The organism is Nocardia abscessus, assembly GCF_015477775.1.
GTDB classification, from domain to species: Bacteria; Actinomycetota; Actinomycetes; order Mycobacteriales; family Mycobacteriaceae; genus Nocardia; species Nocardia abscessus_A.
On record NZ_JADLQO010000008.1, the window covers coordinates 104,703 to 122,541 of the forward strand.

Consider the following 17,839-nt stretch of genomic DNA (forward strand, 5'->3'; position numbering starts at 1 on the left):
CCTCGCTGACCACGGCGCCGATGGACCGGCGGCGCGCTGCTGAACTCCCTGCGGACCGAGTCTATCGTCCGCGCCGCCGGTCCCTCGGCACCTAGGAAACCGGTGCGACCCGTGGTTGCCGCTGGTCGGCGCCGGATTCGACCACGAGGTAGTCGTCGAGATCCACCGCGCGCAGCTGGTGGACGTACTCGGTGGCGAACCCCGGATACATCGTGGCGTTGAAGCCGTCCTCGGTGAGATACCAGCTGCGGCATCCCGAGTTCCAGGTGGTGGCCGACAGCCTGCGCTGGATGGCGGCGTTGTAGCGGTCCTGCCGATCCCGCCGCACGTCCAGCATCCGCAGATCCCGGTCCAGGATGAGGCCGATCGCGCCGACCAGGTAGTCGATCTGGGCTTCCATGTAGACCAGCGCCGAGTTGTGGCCCGGCCCGGAATTGGGTCCGAACGTGAGATACAGATTGGGGTATCCGGACACCGCGACGCTCTTGTAGGCGTAGGCGCCACGCGACCATTCGTCCGCGAGGACCCGGCCGTCGCGCCCGACCACCGGCACGGGCGTCCCGGTCTTGGAGACGTCGAATCCGGTCGCGAAGACGATGCAATCCGCTTGGTGCTCGATGCCTTCCGCGGTGCGGATGCCGTGCTCGGAGATTCGGGCGATCGGCCAGGTGATCAGCTTGCAGTTGTCCCGTTGCAGGGCGGGGTAGTAGTCGTCGGTCATCAGCAGGCGTTTGCAGCCGGCCCGGAAGTCCGGGGTGAGCTGGCGGCGCAACCACGGGTCCTTGACCTGCCTGCGCAGCTGCGCTTTGCCGACCAGCTCGACCACCCTGGTCAGCGGCGTGTTCCAGACCACGCCCAGCGCCACCGACTCGTGTCCGTAGAACCAGGCGCGCCGGGCCAGTTGTTCGGCGGCGGGCACCCGGCGGTAGAGCTCCTTGGTCAGGCCGTTGGTCTGCCGGTTGATCCGTGGCAGCACCCACCCGGGCGTGCGCTGGAACACCTTCACCGAGGCGGCCTTCTCGACCAGTTCCGGAATGATCTGGACCGCGCTGGCCCCTGTGCCCACGACCGCGACGCGCTTACCGGTGAAGTCGTAGTCGTGATCCCAGCGGGCACTGTGGATCTTGTGACCCTGATAGGTCTCGATGCCGCGGATATTCGGGAGACTGGCGTTGGCCAGCGGCCCCGACGCCAGCACCACGGTGCGGGCGAGGATCGGATGCGCGTGGCCCTCGACAGCGACTTCCCAGACTCCGGCCTGCTCGTCGAACACGATGCCGGTGACGTTGTGCCCGAACCGCAGGTGCGAGCCGAGCCCGAATTCCGCGGCCATCGCCTCGATGTAGCCGAGGATCTCGTTGCTCCCGGAGTAGGTGCGCGACCAGTCCGGGTTGGGCGCGAAACTGTAGGAGTACAGCCGAGACGGAATGTCGCACGCCGCACCGGGATAGGTGTTGTCGCGCCAGGTGCCGCCGATCGCCGTGCCGCGCTCGAAGATCGCGAAATCGTGGATTCCGCGCTGCTTCAACCGGATGGCCGTGCCGATTCCGGCGAACCCGCCGCCGATGACGGCGACATCCAAGGTGTGCGTGCTCATCGAGTTCCCTGTCATGCCGCGGGCTCGTAGGTCAGTTCCTTCGACCAGGTCGGGTTGTTGCGCAGCAGCGCCTTCGGCATCAGCCCGGTGATCTTCACCAGCGCGTCGGCCACCACGTGGTAGGGGTGGCCGCGATCGATCACCCAGCTGCCGTGCATCTTCACGATCTGGTACATCGGAAGTCGGCGGGCGAATTCACTGCGCTCGCCGACGTTCGCGTAGCGCTTGAGCGCGCCGTAGAGCCGCTCCTCGTCGACGCCCATCGCGACGATGTTGTCGCGCATCTTGTTCAGCAGCGGTACGTAGCTCAGCACGCCGATGATCAGCGAGGGCTTCGCCCAGCCGCCGACCAGGTCGATGAACAGCTTGCGCGCCTGCGCGTGGCCCAGCAGGTCCATCACGGCGAAATCGACCGCGAGATGGCGGGATTCGTCGGAGTTGATCTTCTTGAACGCCTCCTGGCAGACCGGGTCCTCGATCTCGTCCATGATGAACTTGATCAGCGCGCCGTCCAGGGCGACCTCCAGCATCGGGATCACGGTGCCGAGGAACGACAGCGACATGTCGTCGGAGTACTTGTCCAGGAAGTCGATCACCAGCTTCACGTTCACGTTCGGCTGCGGGATCTCGTCACCGTCGAGCATGCCCCACCGGCGCATCAGCGCCAGCTCGGCGTTGGCGTGCTTCTGCTCCTCGGCGTGGAAGTAGCGGTAGATCTCGCGCAGCGTCTCGGTCGGCGCCTTCTTGGCCATCGCCGCGAAGCCGCGCGCGCCGACGTTCTCGATCCACATCAGGTCGGCCATGAACGGCTTGAGCTTGGCGTGCAGTTCGGGCGTGATCGTCTCGGCGCCCGGCGCGTCCCAGTCGATGTCGGCCAGCGCCCACTGGCGGTCCTTGATCTTGCGGAGCATGTCGTCGAAGTCCATCGCGATGGCCATGTCAGACTCCTGTCTTGTCGGTGACCGACGTGCGGTCGGTGGTGGTCGAGTCCTCCTGTGGCAGCAACCGCTCCAGGAGCCCGAGGGCGAAGGTGTACTGTGCGGGGAAGTACCGCTTGAGCAGCCAGACGACGTGCGCGTCCAGCTGGGGGAGCACGTAGAGCTGCCCGCGGTCGTGTGCGTCCAGGGCCGTGCGCGCGACGCGCTCGGGCGAGAAGCCGGTCCAGCGCATGAGGAAATCGGCCAGCTGCGCCGACTCCTTGGTGATCCGGCCGTCACGGGCGACGTTCGTGCGCACGAACGTCGGGCACAGCACCGTGACCGCGACGCCGGAGCCGCTCAGCTCGGCGGCCATGGTCTCCGACAGCGACAGGACGCCCGCCTTGGACACGTTGTAGGCGGCCATCGAGGGGGCGGCGGCGAATCCGGCGGCCGAGGCGACGTTGATGATGCCGCCGTGCCCGGCGGCGCGCAGGCGTGGAGCGAAGACCTCGCAGCCGTGCACCACGCCCCACAGGTTGATGCCGAGCGCCCACTGCCAGTCGTCGAAGCCGATGCGGCCCACCGGTTTTCCGCCGATGCCGACGCCCGCGTTATTGACGACGAGGCTGACCGGGCGCTCGAACAGCGTTTCGGCGAAGCGGGCCAGCAGCTCCACGTCTTCGCGCTGTGCCACGTCGCAGCGGAAGGCGTGGGCGGCGCCGGGGTGGGTGCGTTCGATCAGGGCGACGGTCTCGTCGGCGCGCGCCTCGTCGATGTCGGCGCAGATCACCCGCCCGCCACGGGCCGCGATCTCCAACGCGAACGCCCGGCCGATGCCGCTGCCCGCGCCGGTGACCACGGCTCGCGCGCCGTGCGTGCGCCGAGTCCGGCCCACCAGCTTGTCCAATCCGAACATCTCAACTCACCTTTTCCGTGCCGGAGGTAGCGACCAGCGCCGCGCGCAGGAAGTCGGCGGCGCGGGCGAGGGCCTGATCGGCCTCGGGCACCACCAGGGGAAGGGCCTGGAAGACGTGCAGTTGCCCCGGCCAGACCTCGAGTTCGCAGCTGCCGCCCGCGCGCCGGACCATTTCGCACAGCGCTCGCGCGTCGGCGCCGAGCATCTCGGTGCCGCCCACCTGCACCAGGATCGGCGGCAGGGGCAGGCCGTGCGGTACGGACAGTCGCAGGCGCGGTGCGTCGGCCGGGTGCCCCGTGGTGTAGGACGCGGGCAGCCTGCTCGCCGCGGCGGCGGAGATCAGCGGATCGGTCCGGACGCGTTCCTGCTCGGCGGCCAGGCTGAGGGTCAGGTCCAGCAGCGGGGAGAACATCGCGACCGCCGCGGGCTGGGGCCGCCGCTGTCGTCCGTTCTCCACGAGCAGGTCGAGTGCGAGGTGCCCGCCTGCGGAATCGCAGGCGATCACCAGGTCTTCCGCGGCGATGCCACGGCCGAGCAGCCACCGGTAGCCTGCCTCGACGTCGTCGGCCGCGGCGGGGAACCGGTGTTCGGGCGCGAGGCGGTAGTCGGTGAGGAAGATCGGAAGCCCGGTCTTCGCCGAAAGCCGAGCGGCGAGAGCGCGATGCGTACGAGCCGAGCAGATCACATAGCCGCTGCCGTGGATGTAGTAGACCGCTCGCGTCCCGAACGGCACGCCGGCCGCCCGCACCCATTCGCCGCGTACCGCTCCGGACCGGACCTGCGTCACGGACGTCCCGGGTGGAACCGGACCGCCGACGGTCATCAAGGTGGCGATCAGCTTGCGTGCGAACCAGACGCCCGGCGTGTTCATCGGAACCGCGCAGTTCAGCGGACGCAGGGCGAGTCGAGTGGCCGCCGCGGCCACAGTGGCGCGTGCCGAGGGCGCGGCGGGGACACCGGGTACTGAGGTCCGCGTTGACCTTGTCATGCGTTCAGAATCAGTCAACAATGTGCCAGTTGTCAATGGCACATTTCTAAGAGGCTGATTGGGTGCGCCTGTGTCCGCACACCATCAAGCCGCCTGAACGGGGGAAACTCCGGTCGTACAGTGACGTGTGGCGACTTTGGACGACGACGGGATCGCTGCCGCGACCGTGGGCGATTTGCGGCCGTACGCGGTCAAGGTGGTTCTCGAGGAATACAACCCTGCGTGGCCGAACTGGTACGCCGAAGAGGAAGCCGTCATTCGCGCGGCGCTAGGGGCAGCGGTTCTGCGGATCGAGCACACCGGCTCCACGTCGGTGCCCGGTCTCGCGGCCAAGCCGTTGATCGACATTCTGCTGCTGGTTGCGGACACCGCCGACGAGGCGGCCTACGTTCCGGCTCTCGAGGCTGCCGGGTACGCGTTGCGGATCCGGCAGCCCGACTGGTATCAGCATCGCTGTCTCGTCCGCCGGGTGGACACCGGTGCCACGCGGGACGTGAACCTGCACGTGCTCTCGCCGGAGTCGGGCGCGCCGGAGATCGAGCGGATTCTGGCCTTCCGCGACCGGCTGCGCACCGACGACAGCGACCGCGAGTACTACGAGCGGATCAAACGTCAGCTCGCGCAACGTGACTGGAAGTTCGTCCAGCATTACGCCAACGCCAAGAGCGCGGTCATCGAGGAAATCCTCGGCCGGGCGCAGTCCGGCTGACGGTCACGACGCGCGCCCCGCGCGGGCGCGGATGTTGCTGTCGCCGAGGTGTTTTCGTCAGTACCCGCGCGCGGGATCGATCGGCGCCAGCAGCTCCGCTCCGTCGAGGAATCGTTTCACGTTCGCCTCGACGTGATCGGCGAAGGCCGCGAGCCGCAGCTGCGGCGGGTTCGAATCATGCGGTGTGACAATGGCGTTCGGCAGCTTCCAGAGCGGGTGCCCCGCCGGGAGCGGCTCGGGGTCGGTGACGTCGAGCGCGGCGCCGCCTATCGCGCCGGAGGACAGCGCCGCCACCAGCGCGTCGGTGTCGACGAGGCTGCCGCGCGCGACGTTGACGATCCACGAGGACGGCTTGAGTCGCGCGAGTTCGTCCGCACCGACGAGTTTCCTGGTGGCTGGCGTGGCGGGCGCGGCGATGACCACGTGATCGGTGTGCGGCCAGATCCGGCCGAGACGATCGGCGGAAATCGTCTCGACCGACGACGGAATGCCCGGGCCGGTGACCGGTCGCCCGCTGCGGTTGACCGCGATGATGTGCGCGCCGAGCGGGATCAGCATCGGGATCAGCGCTCGGCCGATGCCGCCCGCGCCGACGATCGTCACCGTCTTGCCGCGCAGCGTGCCGACGTGTGGGAAGAAGTCCTGTTGCCGCCAGTCCGTCGCGCGCAGGTGCTCGGGCAGGTATCGGACGCCCGCGAGCAGCAGCATGAGCGCGTGCTCGGCCACGCTCGCCGCGAAAGCGCCTGCGGCCGAGGTGAACCGGACACGGGGATGCCGGGCGATGATGCCCGCGGTGAACCAGTCCTCGACGCCCGCGGCCGGCAGCTGCACCCACTCCACGCGGGCGGGCAAGTCGTCCGGGAACTCGTCGGTGCCACCGACCCAGATCAGCCCCTGCGCCTCGTCGAGGCCGGAGACCACGGCGCCCGCCTCCAGCACGGCCTTCTCCACCAGGGTGGGAGGAGGGTCGGTGGGGCCGATCGCGATGGATGCTGCCGGTCGGTTCATGGACGGACCTCCTTCGGAGCAGTAGGACGTGGTCGCGAGCGGGACGGACGTTGCGACCGTAGCACCGCCGGGCGTGCGACAACCGGTCGCGGGACACCGGTCCGGCGCGGTGCTAGGCCTCGCGCCGATCGGTCTGCTCCTCGTCGAGCTCCACGTCCACTTTGTCCCGCTCGGCCCACTCCAGGAGAGGATCCAGGTGGAACACCGCGTCGTCCATGCCCGCGTGCAGATCGCCGAGTTCGGCGAAGCGAGCGGGAACGGTGGACATGGTGAAATCGCGCGGATCGATGTCGGGAATTTCGTCCCAGCGTACCGGGGTGGAGACCGTGGCGGACGGGACGCCGCGCACGGAGTAGGCGGCGGCGATGGTGTGGTCGCGGGCGTTCTGGTTGTAGTCGACGAACAGCAGCTTCGGATCGCGGTCGCGGCGCCACCAGGTGGTGGTCACGTCCTCGGGGGCGCGGCGCTCGACTTCACGGGCGAAGGCGAGCGCCGCGCGGCGCACATCCTGGAAACCTCGGTCCGGCGCGATCCGCACGTACACGTGCAGGCCCTTGCCGCCGGAGGTCTTCGGCCATCCGACGGCGCCGATCTCGTCGAGCACCTCGTGCACCACTCCGGCGACGCGCTGCACCCGCGACCACGGGCAATCCGGCATCGGGTCGAGGTCGATGCGCCACTCGTCGGGGCGCTCGGTGTCGGCGGCGCGGGAATTCCACGGATGGAACTCGACCGTCGACATCTGCACCGCCCAGACGACGTCGGCGAGCTTCTCGACGCACAGCTCGTCGGCGTGCCTGCCGTAGCGCGGAAAGTACACCCGCACAGTGGGAATCCAGTCCGGCGCGCCCGCGGGAAGCCGCTTCTGGTGCACCTTGTCGCCCGCGAGTCCTTTGGGGAACCGGTGCAGCATGCAGGGCCGGTTGCGCAGCGCGTTGACGATGCCGTCGCCGACGCTCAGGTAGTACTGCACCAAGTCGAGCTTGGTCGCGCCGGTCTCCGGGAAGTAGACCCGGTCCGGATTGGAGATACGGATCGTGTGGTCGTCGACCTCGAGTTCGATCGCCGACCCCGCGGATTTGCTTGCCACGAATCGACCTTAATAGGCGGAGCCGGACGGGGGCGGCCCGAAGCGCCAGGAGGCGCAGCGCGGCGATGGCGAGGCATTCCCACAGCGGGCGCCTCGGGCCGGTTCCGGTCGTCGCACCGCTCTGGTATGCATACCAATATGAGCAAGGCGACGCGCGTGACCGTCACGCTGGATCCGCAGGTGGCCGAGTGGGCCAGGGAGGTCGCCGACCGCCAGAACCGCAGTCTGTCGGCGGTGATCAACGCCGCGCTGCGCACCACGCTCGTGCACGACAGCCTGACGGCGCTGGCCATCGACGACGCGGCCGAGCTGGCCGCCGCCTACGACGACGTCACGCTCACCCAGGCCGCCGAAGACGACGCCAGCGGCGCCGCATGAGACGCGGTGAGATCTGGCGCTACGCCCCCACGCTCAGCGACGGCACCCCTTTCCCGCGACGCATGACGGTCGTGCTGGTGTCCGACTCGGCGGTGATCACCTCGCGCTATCGCTGGCTGCAAGTCGTCCCGCTGCGCGACGCCGACCCCGGCCACGTGCTGGCCACCCACACCGAGCACGGCTGGGCTGACACCCTGAAACTGCACCGCGCCTACCGACCCTGGCTCACCGAACACCTCGGTGTGCTCACCCAGGCCGAGACGGAATCCCTCGACGCGCGCTTGCGGGCGACGCTGAGTCTTTGATTGCAGCGCTGCTTGTATCGCCGGCGCCTGCGGCGCTGGGCCGCGAACGGCGCATGCTCGGTCTCGCTTCGCTCGAAACCAGCGGCTGAGCTGGTGTGGTGCGTAGGCGGTGAGCCTCGCGGCCTGTTTTTTGCCATCGTCAGGGCGGGGTGGGGTCGGCACTTGTGCTTCGTCACGGAATTTCGATTACTTGGACGTCCATGGTGGGCGAAGCGCGCGCAAACCTCGCTTGTCGCTTCGTTCGAGACTTGCGGCTGGGAGGAGGTGGGGGACTCGTCGCAGGCACACCCGATGGACGCCGGTGAGCGTGTTCGACGGTGCGGTGCAACATGTCTGGGGCAGGAGACCGGCCCGCGTCTGCCGAGGGTCGTCGTTATGTCGGGGTGGCCAGGGCGAACGGCAGGATGGCGTCGGCTCCGGCCGCGCGGAGCGCGTGGGCGGCTACGGTGAAGGTCCAGCCGGTGTCGGTGACGGTGTCCACGAGCAGGATCGGACCGGACACCTGGGTGAGGTCGGGGATCTCCCACGAGTCGAACAGTCCGGCGACGCGATGCGCGGAATTGGCCGCGGAGACCGGCGGCCTGCCCGGGCGAGTGCGCAGCGTGCCGAGGTCGTGCAGACGGCCGACCTCGGCGAGCCGGGCGGCGAGGGTGGCGGTGAGCACGGGGTAGCGCGGGGATTCCATCGCGAGCACCGAGGTCGGGCGCGCGGCCCAGTCCCATTCCCGCAGAACGGCGATGCAGGCGTCGAAGACGGCGTCGGGCACCGGGTCGTCCGGCCCGTCGAGCAGCACTCGCAGCCGCTGCCCCCAGCCGAGGTCGGTCAGCCTGCCGAGCACGCGACCGGTCTCGGCGCCGCTGGTGATCTTGCCGGACAGCGGGATTCCGAGCTTGGCCATGCCGGTGGGCCACTGCTTGCGCGGTGCGAGATCGATGCCGGGGCGGTCGAGCCGGGCTTTGGTCGCGGCGACCGCTTCGGCGGCCACGGTGCGGTCGGGGCGGCTGCCGGTGCAGTTGTCGCAGCGGCCGCACCCGGGTGAATCGGCGGATCCCGCGGAAAGGCCAGGGTCGTCGAGCTGGCGGCGCAGGAACTCCATGCGGCAGTCGGCGGTCGACTGGTAGTCGATCATGGCCTGCTGCTCGGCCTCGCGCGCGATGGACAGCCGCTCGTAGCGCTCGGTGTCGTAGGTCCACGGCTCGCCGGTGGCGATCCAGCCGCCGCGCACGCGGCGTACCGCGCCGTCCACGTCGAGCACCTTCAGCACCATTTCCAGCCGGGAGCGGTTCAGTTCCACCAGCGGCTCCAAGGCCGCGGTGGACAGCGCGCGGTCGGAGTCCAGCGCATCGAGCACGGCACGCACGATGTGCTCACGCGGGAAGGCGACGGAGGCGAAGTAGCTCCAGATCCGGGCGTCCTCGGGGCCGGGCAGCAGGACCACCTCGGCCCGGTCCGTGCCGCGCCCGGCGCGCCCCACCTGCTGGTAGTAGGCGATGGGCGAGGAGGGCGCGCCGACGTGCACCACGAACCCGAGATCGGGTTTGTCGAATCCCATGCCGAGCGCGGAGGTGGCGATGAGCGCCTTCACCTCGTTGTTCAGCAGCGCCGCCTCCAGCGCCTCGCGTTCGGTGGGGTCGGTCTGGCCCGTGTAGGCGGCGACGGTGTGGCCGTGGGAGTTCAGCACGTCGGCCAGATCGTGCGCGGCGGCGACGGTGAGGGTGTAGACGATGCCCGAGCCGGGCAGCCGGCGCAGGTGGCCGCTGAGCCAGGCGGTGCGTTCCACGGCGTCGTCGAAGCGGACGACCGACAGGTGCAGCGACTCGCGGTCCAGCGTGCCGCGCAGTACCAAGGTGTCGGTGCCGATCTGGGTGGCGACGTCGGTGACCACCCGGTCGTTGGCGGTCGCGGTGGTGGCCAGCACCGGGACGTCGGAGCCGAGGTCGGCGATCAGCGTCCGGATGCGCCGGTAGTCCGGCCGGAAGTCGTGTCCCCAGTCCGACACGCAGTGCGCTTCATCGATCACCACCAGTCCGGCGTCGGCCGCGAGCCGGGGCAGCACCTGGTCCCGGAAGTCCGGGTTGTTCAGCCGTTCCGGGCTGACCAGCAGGACGTCGACCGCGCCCGCCGCGACCTGTGCGTGGATCTCGTCCCACTCGGTGACGTTGCCCGAGTTGATGGTGGCGGCCACCACCCCCGCACGCTGCGCCGCCGCCACCTGGTTGCGCATCAGCGCGAGCAGCGGCGACACGATCACCGTCGGCCCGCGCCCGGCCCCGCGCAGCAGCTTGGCGGCGATGAAGTACACCGCCGACTTGCCCCAGCCGGTGCGCTGCACGACCAGCGCCCTGCGCCGCCGGACGACGAGCGCCTCGATGGCGGTCCACTGGTCCTCGCGCAGCGCGGCGCCGGCCCCGGCCAGTTCGCGCAACAGCTGTTCGGCGTGCTCGCGCAGATCGGGGGCCGTGAGGTCGATCGAGGACGCGCCGGTGGCCGTGGTCATGCGCTCCATCGTGCCCGACGGCGCCGACAGGTGAGCCCGCGCCCGACCGTTGCTGTGCGGCCGGACGTACCTGCCAGTGGTCCGGTGAGGGCGGCGCCCGTTCCGACTGCCGCCGGCCGAGCGAACATCGAGTCGGCGCTAGGGGCGAGGCAGTCACGCCGACCGGGAACGGGGCGTATGCGCGAGCAACCCCGATTGCGGCGCTCGATAAGCGGCCAATGTGACGTTCGGGCGGCGCGCATGCGGGCCAATCGCGCGGCCAGGACGACGGTCGTGCTCAGGCAGGTCGCGCGGTCTCCGCCGCCAGTTCGACCAGCCGGGCGCGGACCAGGTCCGGACGCTCCTCGGCGATGAAGTGTCCGCAGTTCTCGACCAGTTCCAGGCGGTAGTCGTCGGCGCGGGCGGTCTCCTCGGCCGCGAGCGACGGATGGATCGCCGCGTCCTGGACACCGAACAGGGCGCGGATCGGGACCGTCGCCCGGCGTCGTTCGCCGCGTCCGGCCGACCGGGGTACTTCGCGCAGCAGGAAGGTGCGATAGGTGTCGGTCGCCGTGCGGGCACAGACGGGGTCGCGGAAACGATCCGCGTACGCCCGGGTCACCTCGGGTCCGAATTCCTCGCGATTACGGACGGCGCCGGCGAAGACGAACTGCTCCAGGAAGCGGGTACGCCGGTGCAGGTAGTCGCCGAACGCCGCGACGGCCGGTTGGTAGACCAGGAACCGCCACGCGTGCGGGAGGAAACTGCGCGGCGTCTGCCATGGGTGCGCGATGTTGAGCGCGAGCAGGGCGTCGAATCGTTCCGGCGCGCGCAGCACGAGCAGGTGTGCGATATAGCCGCCCCAGTCGTGGCCGACCAGCAGGACGCGGTCCAGACCGAGCGCGTCCAGCAGCGCGAGCAGGTCGGAGGCGACGTCGTCCTTGGCCCACCGGTGCGGTGCGGGACCCGACCAGCCGTAGCCGGGCAGGTCGGGCGCGATGATCCGCAGTCCGTCGGGCGGGGCTGCGAGCAGGTGGCGGTAGGCGTAGTGGTGCTCGGGCCAGCCGTGCAGCGCCAGCACCGGACGTCCGTTCACCGGGCCCGCTTCGGTGACATGGAAACGCACACCGCGGGCGGTCACCACCGACCGCCGCACGCCGGAAATCTCCGGCGGGCCTGCCGCCGGGTCGGAATCCGCAGCGGGTGCGAAGAACGAGGGCCGCAAGGGCATATCCGATGGTATCGAGGAACCCGCCTGGAGGACCAGACCGGGTTCGGCCACCTCCCGGCGACGCTGAACCGCGACGTCGCGCCGGGCGAGCGCGATTCGCCCGGCGCGACGTCTTCGCGACGTTCAGCCCTTGACGCAGAGCACCTGGCGCAACGTCGCGACCACGTCGACCAGGTCCCGCTGTGCCGCGATGACCTCGTCGATGTCCTTGTACGCGGCCGGGATCTCGTCCACCACGCCCGCGTCCTTGCGCGACTCGACGCCCTCGGTCTGCGCGATGAGATCGGCCACGGTGAACTGCTTCTTGGCCGCGTTGCGGCTCATCCGCCGCCCCGCGCCGTGCGAGGCGGACTGGAACGAAGCGGGATTCCCCTTACCGCGCACCACGTACGAGCGGGTTCCCATCGAGCCGGGAATCAGCGCGAGATCGCCCGCTCCCGCCCGCACGGCGCCCTTGCGGGTGACCAGCATCGGCACGCCGTCGATGATCTCCTCCGCCACGTAATTGTGGTGGCAGCTGATCGGCTGCTCGAAACGCAAGCCGCGCGCGGCGAACTCGGCGCTCACCGCACGGCAGACCAGGGCGAGCATCACCGCGCGGTTGCGCGCCGCGTACTCCTGGGCCCAGGTGAGGTCACGCCGGTAGGCGTCCATCTCCGGCGTGCCGGAGACGAAGACCGCCAGGTCGCGGTCGGGCAGGTCGACGTTGTGCGGCAGCGTCCTCGCGATCGCCATGTGCCGCTCGGCGAGTTCCTTGCCGATGTTGCGGCTGCCGGAGTGCAGCAGGATCCACACCCGGTCGTCCTGGTCCAGGCAGACCTCGATGAAGTGGTTGCCGCCACCGAGCGTGCCCATCTGCTTGTGCGCCTTGGACTCTCGTGCCTGCACCCGGTCGTCCAGCGCGCCGAACGATCCCCAGAAGCGGTCCCACCCCGCGCGCAGTGTCGCGGTGCTCGCGCCGAGCCCGGCCACCTGGGCGCCGAGCCGGGTGACGTCGACGGCGTCGTGGTGGGCCTGGAAGCCGACCGGCACCGCCGCCTCGATCCGCGACCGCAGCGAGCGCAAGTTGTCGGGGAGATCGGCGGCGGTGAGGTCGGTGCGCACGCTCTCCATGCCGCAGCCGATGTCCACGCCCACCGCGGCAGGCGACACCGCGTCCTTCATCGCGATCACCGAGCCGACCGTGGCCCCCTTGCCGAGGTGCACGTCCGGCATCACGCGGACGCCGTGGACCCATTTCAGCGCGGCGATGTTGCGCAGCTGCTGGAGCGCGGTCTGCTCGACCTCGTGCTCGTGGGCCCACATGAGCGTCTGCGCCTTGGTGCCGCGCAGCTCGACGGGAAACATGGTCTCGATCCTTTCGTCGGTCTTCGTCTCCAACGGTAGGGACCGAGCGCACCCGGCGCACGTGAATATCGAACCGGTCGGAATGCCCGGATGTCAGCGGGTGGCCGGGGCGAGCCGAGCGCGGTAGACGCGCTCGGCATTGCCGTGGGCGATGGCGCCGACCAGGCCTTCGGCGTCGGCGGTGGTGATCGCGTCGTCGGCGATCCACTCGTCGATCAGCTTGCCGAGCCCGCGCCGCCAGAGCAGAGCGCCGAGATAGTGCAGTTCCGGAAGCCCGTAACCGTCCGAGGCGTAGAGCAGCGACCGGAACGGGGCGAGTTCCAGCGTCTCGGCGAGCACGGCGCCCGCGCGCTGTCCCACATACGGGATGGTGAGCCCGAGATCCAGATGGACGTGGTCGAAGACGTGCGCGAGGTAGGCGGCGTGGCGATGGAAGGGCCAGCAGTGCAGCAGCGATACCGAGAGGCCGGTGCCCGCGGTCCGGCGAAGGAAGTCGGTGAGCAGCGCCGGGTCGCCGCGCCGCAGACGCAGATCGGGGTCGCCGAACCCGGTGTGGAACTGCAAGGGGATGCCGAACTCGGCGCCGATCCGCGCGCCGAGGCCCACCAGCCAGCCGAGTACCTGCGGATCGGTGAGCCGGTACTCGGGCGCGAAACTGGTCGGCGGATGATCGCGCAGCGGGAAATCCAGCCCGCACCGATAGGCGACGATCGTCTTCAGCCCCACGGCATGGGCGGCCCGCGCCCGCAGCTCCGCCTCGATCCGCTCGTAGACCCCGGACACCGCGCCGACCTGCGCCACGACTCGCTCGGCCACTTCCTCCAGCCGGACGATCTCGCGCACCTCGCCGTCCACCAGGCCGGCGAACTCGGCTGTGCCACCGCCGACCCCGGTGTCCAGGAACCACCTGGTCACGCCGGTCGCGCGCAGCAGCCGCGCGGCGACCTCGCGCCCGCCGAGCCGGGCGCGATGACGGAGGTAGACGTCCGGGCTCACATGGGCGGGCAGGTCGAGCGCCGGGGCGCACCACCGGCGCACCGCGAGCCCGAGCGCGGAATCGAAACTTCCGTGGGCGCCTTCGCCGAGCAAGCGCTCGAAGCCGGGACGGTCGAGCCCCTCGATGGTGACGCCGTGACAGTGGTGGTCGGTGAGCGGAACACCGTCGGTGAGCACGTTCAGAACCGCCAACGCGTGAGCGCGACGAGCTCTTCGGCGCTCGCCTCGGCATATCGCTCGGCTTCCGCGCGCCGCACGGTGAGTAGCGCGTCGTGCAACTCGGCGCCCATCGCGGCGGCGAGCACCCGGGACGCGGCGAGCTGATCGGCGGCTTCGGTCGGTGTGGTCGGCAGTCGGCGCACACCCGACATCATGAGCGCTTCGGCGTCGAAAGTCACCGGGTCCCCGGTGATTTCGGTGGGCAGGCGCAGCTGTTCGGCCACACCGGCGAGTCCGGCCGCGATCACCGAGCCGACGATCAGGTACGGATTTCCGGTCGCGTCGAAGCATTTGATCTCGGCGTTGGCCGCCCAGCCCTCGGTGCCGCGCACCCCGGTGATGAAGCGCAATGCGGCCTCTCTGGTCTCGCGGCCCCAGCACTGCCACACACCGGCCCAGCGCGAGGGCGCCAGCCGCAGGAAGCTCACCGGGTTGCCCGCGCCGACCGCGACCAGCGCGGGGAGCTCCCGCAGTATCCCGGCGAGGAACGCCTCGCCGGTCCGCCGCATCCCATGCGGACCGTCACCGTGTGCGAACAGCGGCCCCTGCTCGTCGTGCACCGACAGGTGCAGATGCGCGCCGGAGCCGGTGCCGCCGGGTTCGATGCACGGCGCCAGCAGCGCCCGCCAGCCGTGCCGCGCGCTCACCTGACGGATCGTGTGCCGGACCAGCACGGCCTCGTCCGCGGCGGTGACCGGTTCGGACGGCTCGACCGACAATTCCAGTTGGCCGAGCGCGTATTCCGGATGGAACTGGTTGACGCTGATGCCCTGCCGTTCCAGCACCGCGACCAGGTCCGCGGCGTACTCGGCGACCTGGCCGAGCCGCACCATGCCGTAGGCGGGGCCGTGGATCGCGGGGGTGAAGCCGTCGGTGTCGTCGGCCCGGCCCACGGACCACTCGGTCTCGAATGCCATGGATATTCCCAACCTCGCCGCCTGCGCCGCGTCCGCCTGGCGCGCCGCGAAATGGCGCTGGCAGGCGGCGAAGCGGATGCCGTCCTGGGTGTACTTGTCGGTGGGCGCCCACGCCCAGCCGGGCTGGCAGGCCAGTTCGGTCAGCATGGTCAGATCGGGGATCAGCCGCAGATCCCCGTCGGGGCCACCGAGATAGCGTCCGACCGCCATCAGATCGTCGAAGGCGAAGGTCTCGAAGCACGGGGACACGCCGACGCCGTACCAGGACGCGAGGTCCAGCCGTTGCTTGGGCACCGCCTTCACCCGTGTGATGCCCGCGTTGTCGACGAAGCTCAGCGCGACCATGGCCGCGTCCAGCTTGTCGATCAGGGCGGTGTCGCCGTCGGCGGGAATGCGATCCGGCGTGGTGGCCATGCCCCCACGATATCGGCGGCCCCACGATCTCGGCTCGGACGCACCGGCAGCCGGGTCGGCGCGCGGCGCTATTCGGCGGCCAGCGCGGCGGTGATCTCTTCGCGGGTAGGGATCGAACTGCTCGCCCCCAGCCTGGTGGTCGCCAGCGCTCCGGCAGCGCAGGCCCAGGTCAGAGCCCATTCCGGACCGCGATGCCAGGCGGCGGCCAGCGCGCCGGTGAAAGCGTCGCCCGCCCCGGTGGTGTCCACGACGTCCACTCGTGGGCTGGGCCGGGACAGGCGCGCACCGGCGGGTCCGCGGTAGTCCGCGCCGGCCGCGCCACGGGTGACGACCAGGTGCGCGACCGGATCGAGGTCGGGGCCCAATCGCTCGGCCTCGCCCGAATTCACCACGGCCACATCGACATCGGCCCACAGCTCGGCGGGCAGGCGGCGAACGGGCGAGGGGTTCAGCAGGACCGTCGTGCCGTTGGCCCTGGCGTGGCGCGCCGCGGCGGCCACCGTGTCGATCGGAATCTCCAACTGGCACAACAGGATGTCGGCCGCCGCGATGGCCGCGAGGTCGTTCTCGGTCAGGCCGGTCATTCGCGCGTTGGCGCCGCCGACGACGATGATGCTGTTCTCGCCGTCACCGTCGACCACGATCGTGGCGACCCCGCTCGGCCCGGTGACGGTGCGCAGCCGGTCGGTGGACACCGCGGCCTCGGTGAGCGTCCTGCGCAGTTCGGCGGCGAAGACGTCGGTGCCGATCGCTCCGAGAAAACGCACCTCGCCACCAGCGCGCTGCGCCGCGACGGCTTGATTGGCTCCTTTCCCGCCCGGCACCATGGCGAAGCCGGTGCCCAGCACCGTTTCCCCGGGATCGGGCCTGCGTCCGGTCGTGGTCACCAAGTCCATGTTGATGCTGCCGAGCACCACGATCGCGGGAGCGTCCGATTCGGCCGTCATACCGCCGGACGGTAGTCGCCGGACCTGCCTCGCGCACGCATCCGCACCGCCGTCGCCGGGCCGCCCAGCGGGTGGATTCGGCGCCGGACCGGGTGCGTAGGCTGTAGCGCATGACGGTAGGAACGACCGCCCAGCCGGATGTTCGCGAGGTGGTGCACGAGGCCGCGCGCAAGGCAAGGATCGCGTCGCGGGTGCTGGCCCAGCTGACGACCGCGCAGAAGAACGACGCCTTGCACGCCGCCGCCGACGCTCTGCTGGCCGCCGCCGACCGGATCCTCGCCGCCAACGCCGAGGACATCGCCGCGGCGCAGGCGGCGGGCACCGAGGAGTCGTTGCTGGATCGCCTGCGGCTGACCAAGGCCCGCATCGACGGCATCGCGTCCGGATTGCGTCAGGTGGCCGGGCTGCCCGACCCGGTCGGTGTGGTGGTCCGCGGCTCGACCCTGCCGAACGGCCTGGAGATCAAGCAGGTGCGCGTTCCGCTCGGCGTGGTCGGCATGGTGTACGAGGCCCGGCCCAACGTCACCGTCGACGCGTTCGGTCTCGCGCTCAAGTCCGGTAACGCCGCCCTGCTGCGCGGCTCGTCCTCGGCTGCCCGTTCCAATGCCGCGCTGGTCGCCGTGCTGCGCGAATCGCTTGCCGCGCAGGGCATCCCGGCCGATGCCGTGCAATTGCTGCCCAGCGAGGACCGCTCCAGCGTCACCCATCTGATCCAGGCTCGCGGCCTGGTCGACGTGGTCATTCCGCGCGGTGGCGCCGGGTTGATCAACGCGGTGGTCCGCGACGCCCAGGTGCCCACCATCGAGACCGGCACCGGCAACTGCCACGTCTACGTGCACGCCGCCGCGGATCTGGACATGGCCGAGCAGATCCTGATCAACGCCAAGACCCGCCGTCCCAGCGTGTGCAACGCGGCCGAGACCGTCCTGATCGACGCCGCGCTCGCCGACACCGCGCTGCCGCGGCTGACCGAGGCGCTGGAGAAGCACGGCGTGACCATCCACGGTGACCTGCCCGGCCAGGTCCCGGCCACCGACGCGGACTGGGGCGAGGAGTACCTCACCCTGGACATCGCGCTCAAAGTGGTCGACGACCTGGATGCGGCGGTGGAGCACATCAACACCTGGGGCACCGGCCACACCGAGGCCATCGTCACCGCCGACCTCGCCGCGGCGCGCGAGTTCACCAGCCGCGTCGACGCGGCTGCCGTGATGGTGAACGCCTCCACCGCGTTCACCGACGGCGAGCAGTTCGGCTTCGGCGCCGAGATCGGCATCTCCACCCAGAAGCTGCACGCACGCGGCCCGATGGCCCTGCCGGAACTGACCTCTACCAAGTGGATCGTCTGGGGCGAAGGCCAGGTTCGGCCGGTCTGACCCAC

Annotated in this window: 16 protein-coding genes; 4 read left to right on the top strand and 12 right to left on the bottom strand. The window is 70.3% G+C overall.

What is annotated here, in order from left to right:
• Positions 1-91 precede the first annotated feature (91 nt).
• The 4 genes from IU450_RS21075 to IU450_RS21090 are packed head-to-tail and all read right to left on the bottom strand — an operon-like array spanning position 92 to position 4,421.
• Entirely contained in the window at positions 92-1,597 is a 1,506-nt protein-coding gene (locus IU450_RS21075) for a flavin-containing monooxygenase (RefSeq protein ID WP_195151464.1), read from the bottom strand.
• An 11-nt stretch (positions 1,598-1,608) separates the two neighbouring features.
• The gene (locus IU450_RS21080; protein WP_195151638.1) at positions 1,609-2,529 is read right to left on the bottom strand and encodes a ferritin-like domain-containing protein; all 921 of its coding nucleotides are present in this window, start codon (positions 2,527-2,529) and stop codon (positions 1,609-1,611) included.
• Between the two features lie 7 nt (positions 2,530-2,536).
• On the bottom strand, positions 2,537-3,433 hold the full coding sequence (locus tag IU450_RS21085; RefSeq protein ID WP_195151465.1) for an SDR family NAD(P)-dependent oxidoreductase: 897 nt from the start codon (positions 3,431-3,433) through the stop codon (positions 2,537-2,539).
• Between the two features lies 1 nt (position 3,434).
• A complete protein-coding gene (locus IU450_RS21090; protein ID WP_195151466.1) occupies positions 3,435-4,421 on the bottom strand; it encodes an alpha/beta hydrolase in 987 nt (328 codons plus the stop codon).
• Between the two features lie 127 nt (positions 4,422-4,548).
• Here IU450_RS21090 and IU450_RS21095 point away from each other — a divergent pair, with 127 nt between their 5' ends.
• The gene (locus IU450_RS21095) at positions 4,549-5,130 is read left to right on the top strand and encodes a GrpB family protein (RefSeq protein ID WP_195151467.1); all 582 of its coding nucleotides are present in this window, start codon (positions 4,549-4,551) and stop codon (positions 5,128-5,130) included.
• A 57-nt stretch (positions 5,131-5,187) separates the two neighbouring features.
• Here IU450_RS21095 and IU450_RS21100 read toward each other — a convergent pair whose 3' ends face one another.
• Together IU450_RS21100 and ligD are read right to left on the bottom strand one after the other, a co-directional pair.
• A complete protein-coding gene (locus IU450_RS21100) occupies positions 5,188-6,138 on the bottom strand; it encodes a D-isomer specific 2-hydroxyacid dehydrogenase family protein (protein WP_195151468.1) in 951 nt (316 codons plus the stop codon).
• Positions 6,139-6,250: 112 nt separating this feature from the next.
• Entirely contained in the window at positions 6,251-7,228 is a 978-nt protein-coding gene (ligD, locus tag IU450_RS21105) for a non-homologous end-joining DNA ligase (RefSeq protein ID WP_195151469.1), read from the bottom strand.
• Positions 7,229-7,366: 138 nt separating this feature from the next.
• Between ligD and IU450_RS21110 the strand changes: the two genes are divergently transcribed.
• Both IU450_RS21110 and IU450_RS21115 read left to right on the top strand, forming a co-directional pair.
• On the top strand, positions 7,367-7,606 hold the full coding sequence (locus IU450_RS21110; protein ID WP_195151470.1) for a hypothetical protein: 240 nt from the start codon (positions 7,367-7,369) through the stop codon (positions 7,604-7,606).
• A complete protein-coding gene (locus IU450_RS21115) occupies positions 7,603-7,911 on the top strand; it encodes a hypothetical protein (protein ID WP_228819801.1) in 309 nt (102 codons plus the stop codon). Before IU450_RS21110 ends, IU450_RS21115 begins: the two co-directional genes overlap by 4 nt.
• Positions 7,912-8,284: 373 nt before the next feature.
• On the opposite strand, the gene IU450_RS21120 is transcribed toward IU450_RS21115, so the two are convergent.
• The 6 genes from IU450_RS21120 to IU450_RS21145 all read right to left on the bottom strand — a co-directional run bounded on the left by IU450_RS21120 (position 8,285) and on the right by IU450_RS21145 (position 16,458).
• Positions 8,285-10,417 carry a RecQ family ATP-dependent DNA helicase gene (locus tag IU450_RS21120; protein ID WP_195151471.1) on the bottom strand — a complete coding sequence of 711 codons (2,133 nt, stop codon included), beginning with the start codon at positions 10,415-10,417 and terminating at the stop codon, positions 8,285-8,287.
• A 268-nt stretch (positions 10,418-10,685) separates the two neighbouring features.
• On the bottom strand, positions 10,686-11,618 hold the full coding sequence (locus IU450_RS21125; RefSeq protein WP_195151472.1) for an alpha/beta fold hydrolase: 933 nt from the start codon (positions 11,616-11,618) through the stop codon (positions 10,686-10,688).
• 123 nt (positions 11,619-11,741) lie between these two features.
• A complete protein-coding gene (locus tag IU450_RS21130) occupies positions 11,742-12,965 on the bottom strand; it encodes an RtcB family protein (protein ID WP_195151473.1) in 1,224 nt (407 codons plus the stop codon).
• A gap of 93 nt (positions 12,966-13,058) precedes the next feature.
• The gene (locus tag IU450_RS21135) at positions 13,059-14,153 is read right to left on the bottom strand and encodes an amidohydrolase family protein (protein ID WP_228834896.1); all 1,095 of its coding nucleotides are present in this window, start codon (positions 14,151-14,153) and stop codon (positions 13,059-13,061) included.
• Positions 14,141-15,511 (bottom strand): glutamine synthetase family protein, encoded by a 1,371-nt coding sequence (locus IU450_RS21140; RefSeq protein ID WP_195151474.1) that lies wholly within the window; start codon positions 15,509-15,511, stop codon positions 14,141-14,143. The genes IU450_RS21135 and IU450_RS21140 overlap by 13 nt, the downstream gene beginning before the upstream one ends.
• A gap of 68 nt (positions 15,512-15,579) precedes the next feature.
• The gene (locus tag IU450_RS21145) at positions 15,580-16,458 is read right to left on the bottom strand and encodes a ribokinase (protein WP_195151475.1); all 879 of its coding nucleotides are present in this window, start codon (positions 16,456-16,458) and stop codon (positions 15,580-15,582) included.
• A gap of 110 nt (positions 16,459-16,568) precedes the next feature.
• Here IU450_RS21145 and IU450_RS21150 point away from each other — a divergent pair, with 110 nt between their 5' ends.
• A complete protein-coding gene (locus IU450_RS21150; RefSeq protein WP_195151476.1) occupies positions 16,569-17,834 on the top strand; it encodes a glutamate-5-semialdehyde dehydrogenase in 1,266 nt (421 codons plus the stop codon).
• Positions 17,835-17,839: the final 5 nt, after the last annotated feature.

Coding starts and splice junctions, on each gene's coding strand:
- IU450_RS21150 (WP_195151476.1), top strand. CDS start 16,569: ATGACGGTAGGAACGACCGCCCAGCCGGATGTTCGCGAGGTGGTGCAC.
- IU450_RS21085 (WP_195151465.1), bottom strand. CDS start 3,433: ATGTTCGGATTGGACAAGCTGGTGGGCCGGACTCGGCGCACGCACGGC.
- IU450_RS21125 (WP_195151472.1), bottom strand. CDS start 11,618: ATGCCCTTGCGGCCCTCGTTCTTCGCACCCGCTGCGGATTCCGACCCG.
- IU450_RS21115 (WP_228819801.1), top strand. CDS start 7,603: ATGAGACGCGGTGAGATCTGGCGCTACGCCCCCACGCTCAGCGACGGC.
- IU450_RS21145 (WP_195151475.1), bottom strand. CDS start 16,458: ATGACGGCCGAATCGGACGCTCCCGCGATCGTGGTGCTCGGCAGCATC.
- IU450_RS21140 (WP_195151474.1), bottom strand. CDS start 15,511: ATGGCCACCACGCCGGATCGCATTCCCGCCGACGGCGACACCGCCCTG.
- IU450_RS21130 (WP_195151473.1), bottom strand. CDS start 12,965: ATGTTTCCCGTCGAGCTGCGCGGCACCAAGGCGCAGACGCTCATGTGG.
- IU450_RS21110 (WP_195151470.1), top strand. CDS start 7,367: ATGAGCAAGGCGACGCGCGTGACCGTCACGCTGGATCCGCAGGTGGCC.
- IU450_RS21100 (WP_195151468.1), bottom strand. CDS start 6,138: ATGAACCGACCGGCAGCATCCATCGCGATCGGCCCCACCGACCCTCCT.
- IU450_RS21090 (WP_195151466.1), bottom strand. CDS start 4,421: ATGACAAGGTCAACGCGGACCTCAGTACCCGGTGTCCCCGCCGCGCCC.
- IU450_RS21120 (WP_195151471.1), bottom strand. CDS start 10,417: ATGGAGCGCATGACCACGGCCACCGGCGCGTCCTCGATCGACCTCACG.
- IU450_RS21075 (WP_195151464.1), bottom strand. CDS start 1,597: ATGAGCACGCACACCTTGGATGTCGCCGTCATCGGCGGCGGGTTCGCC.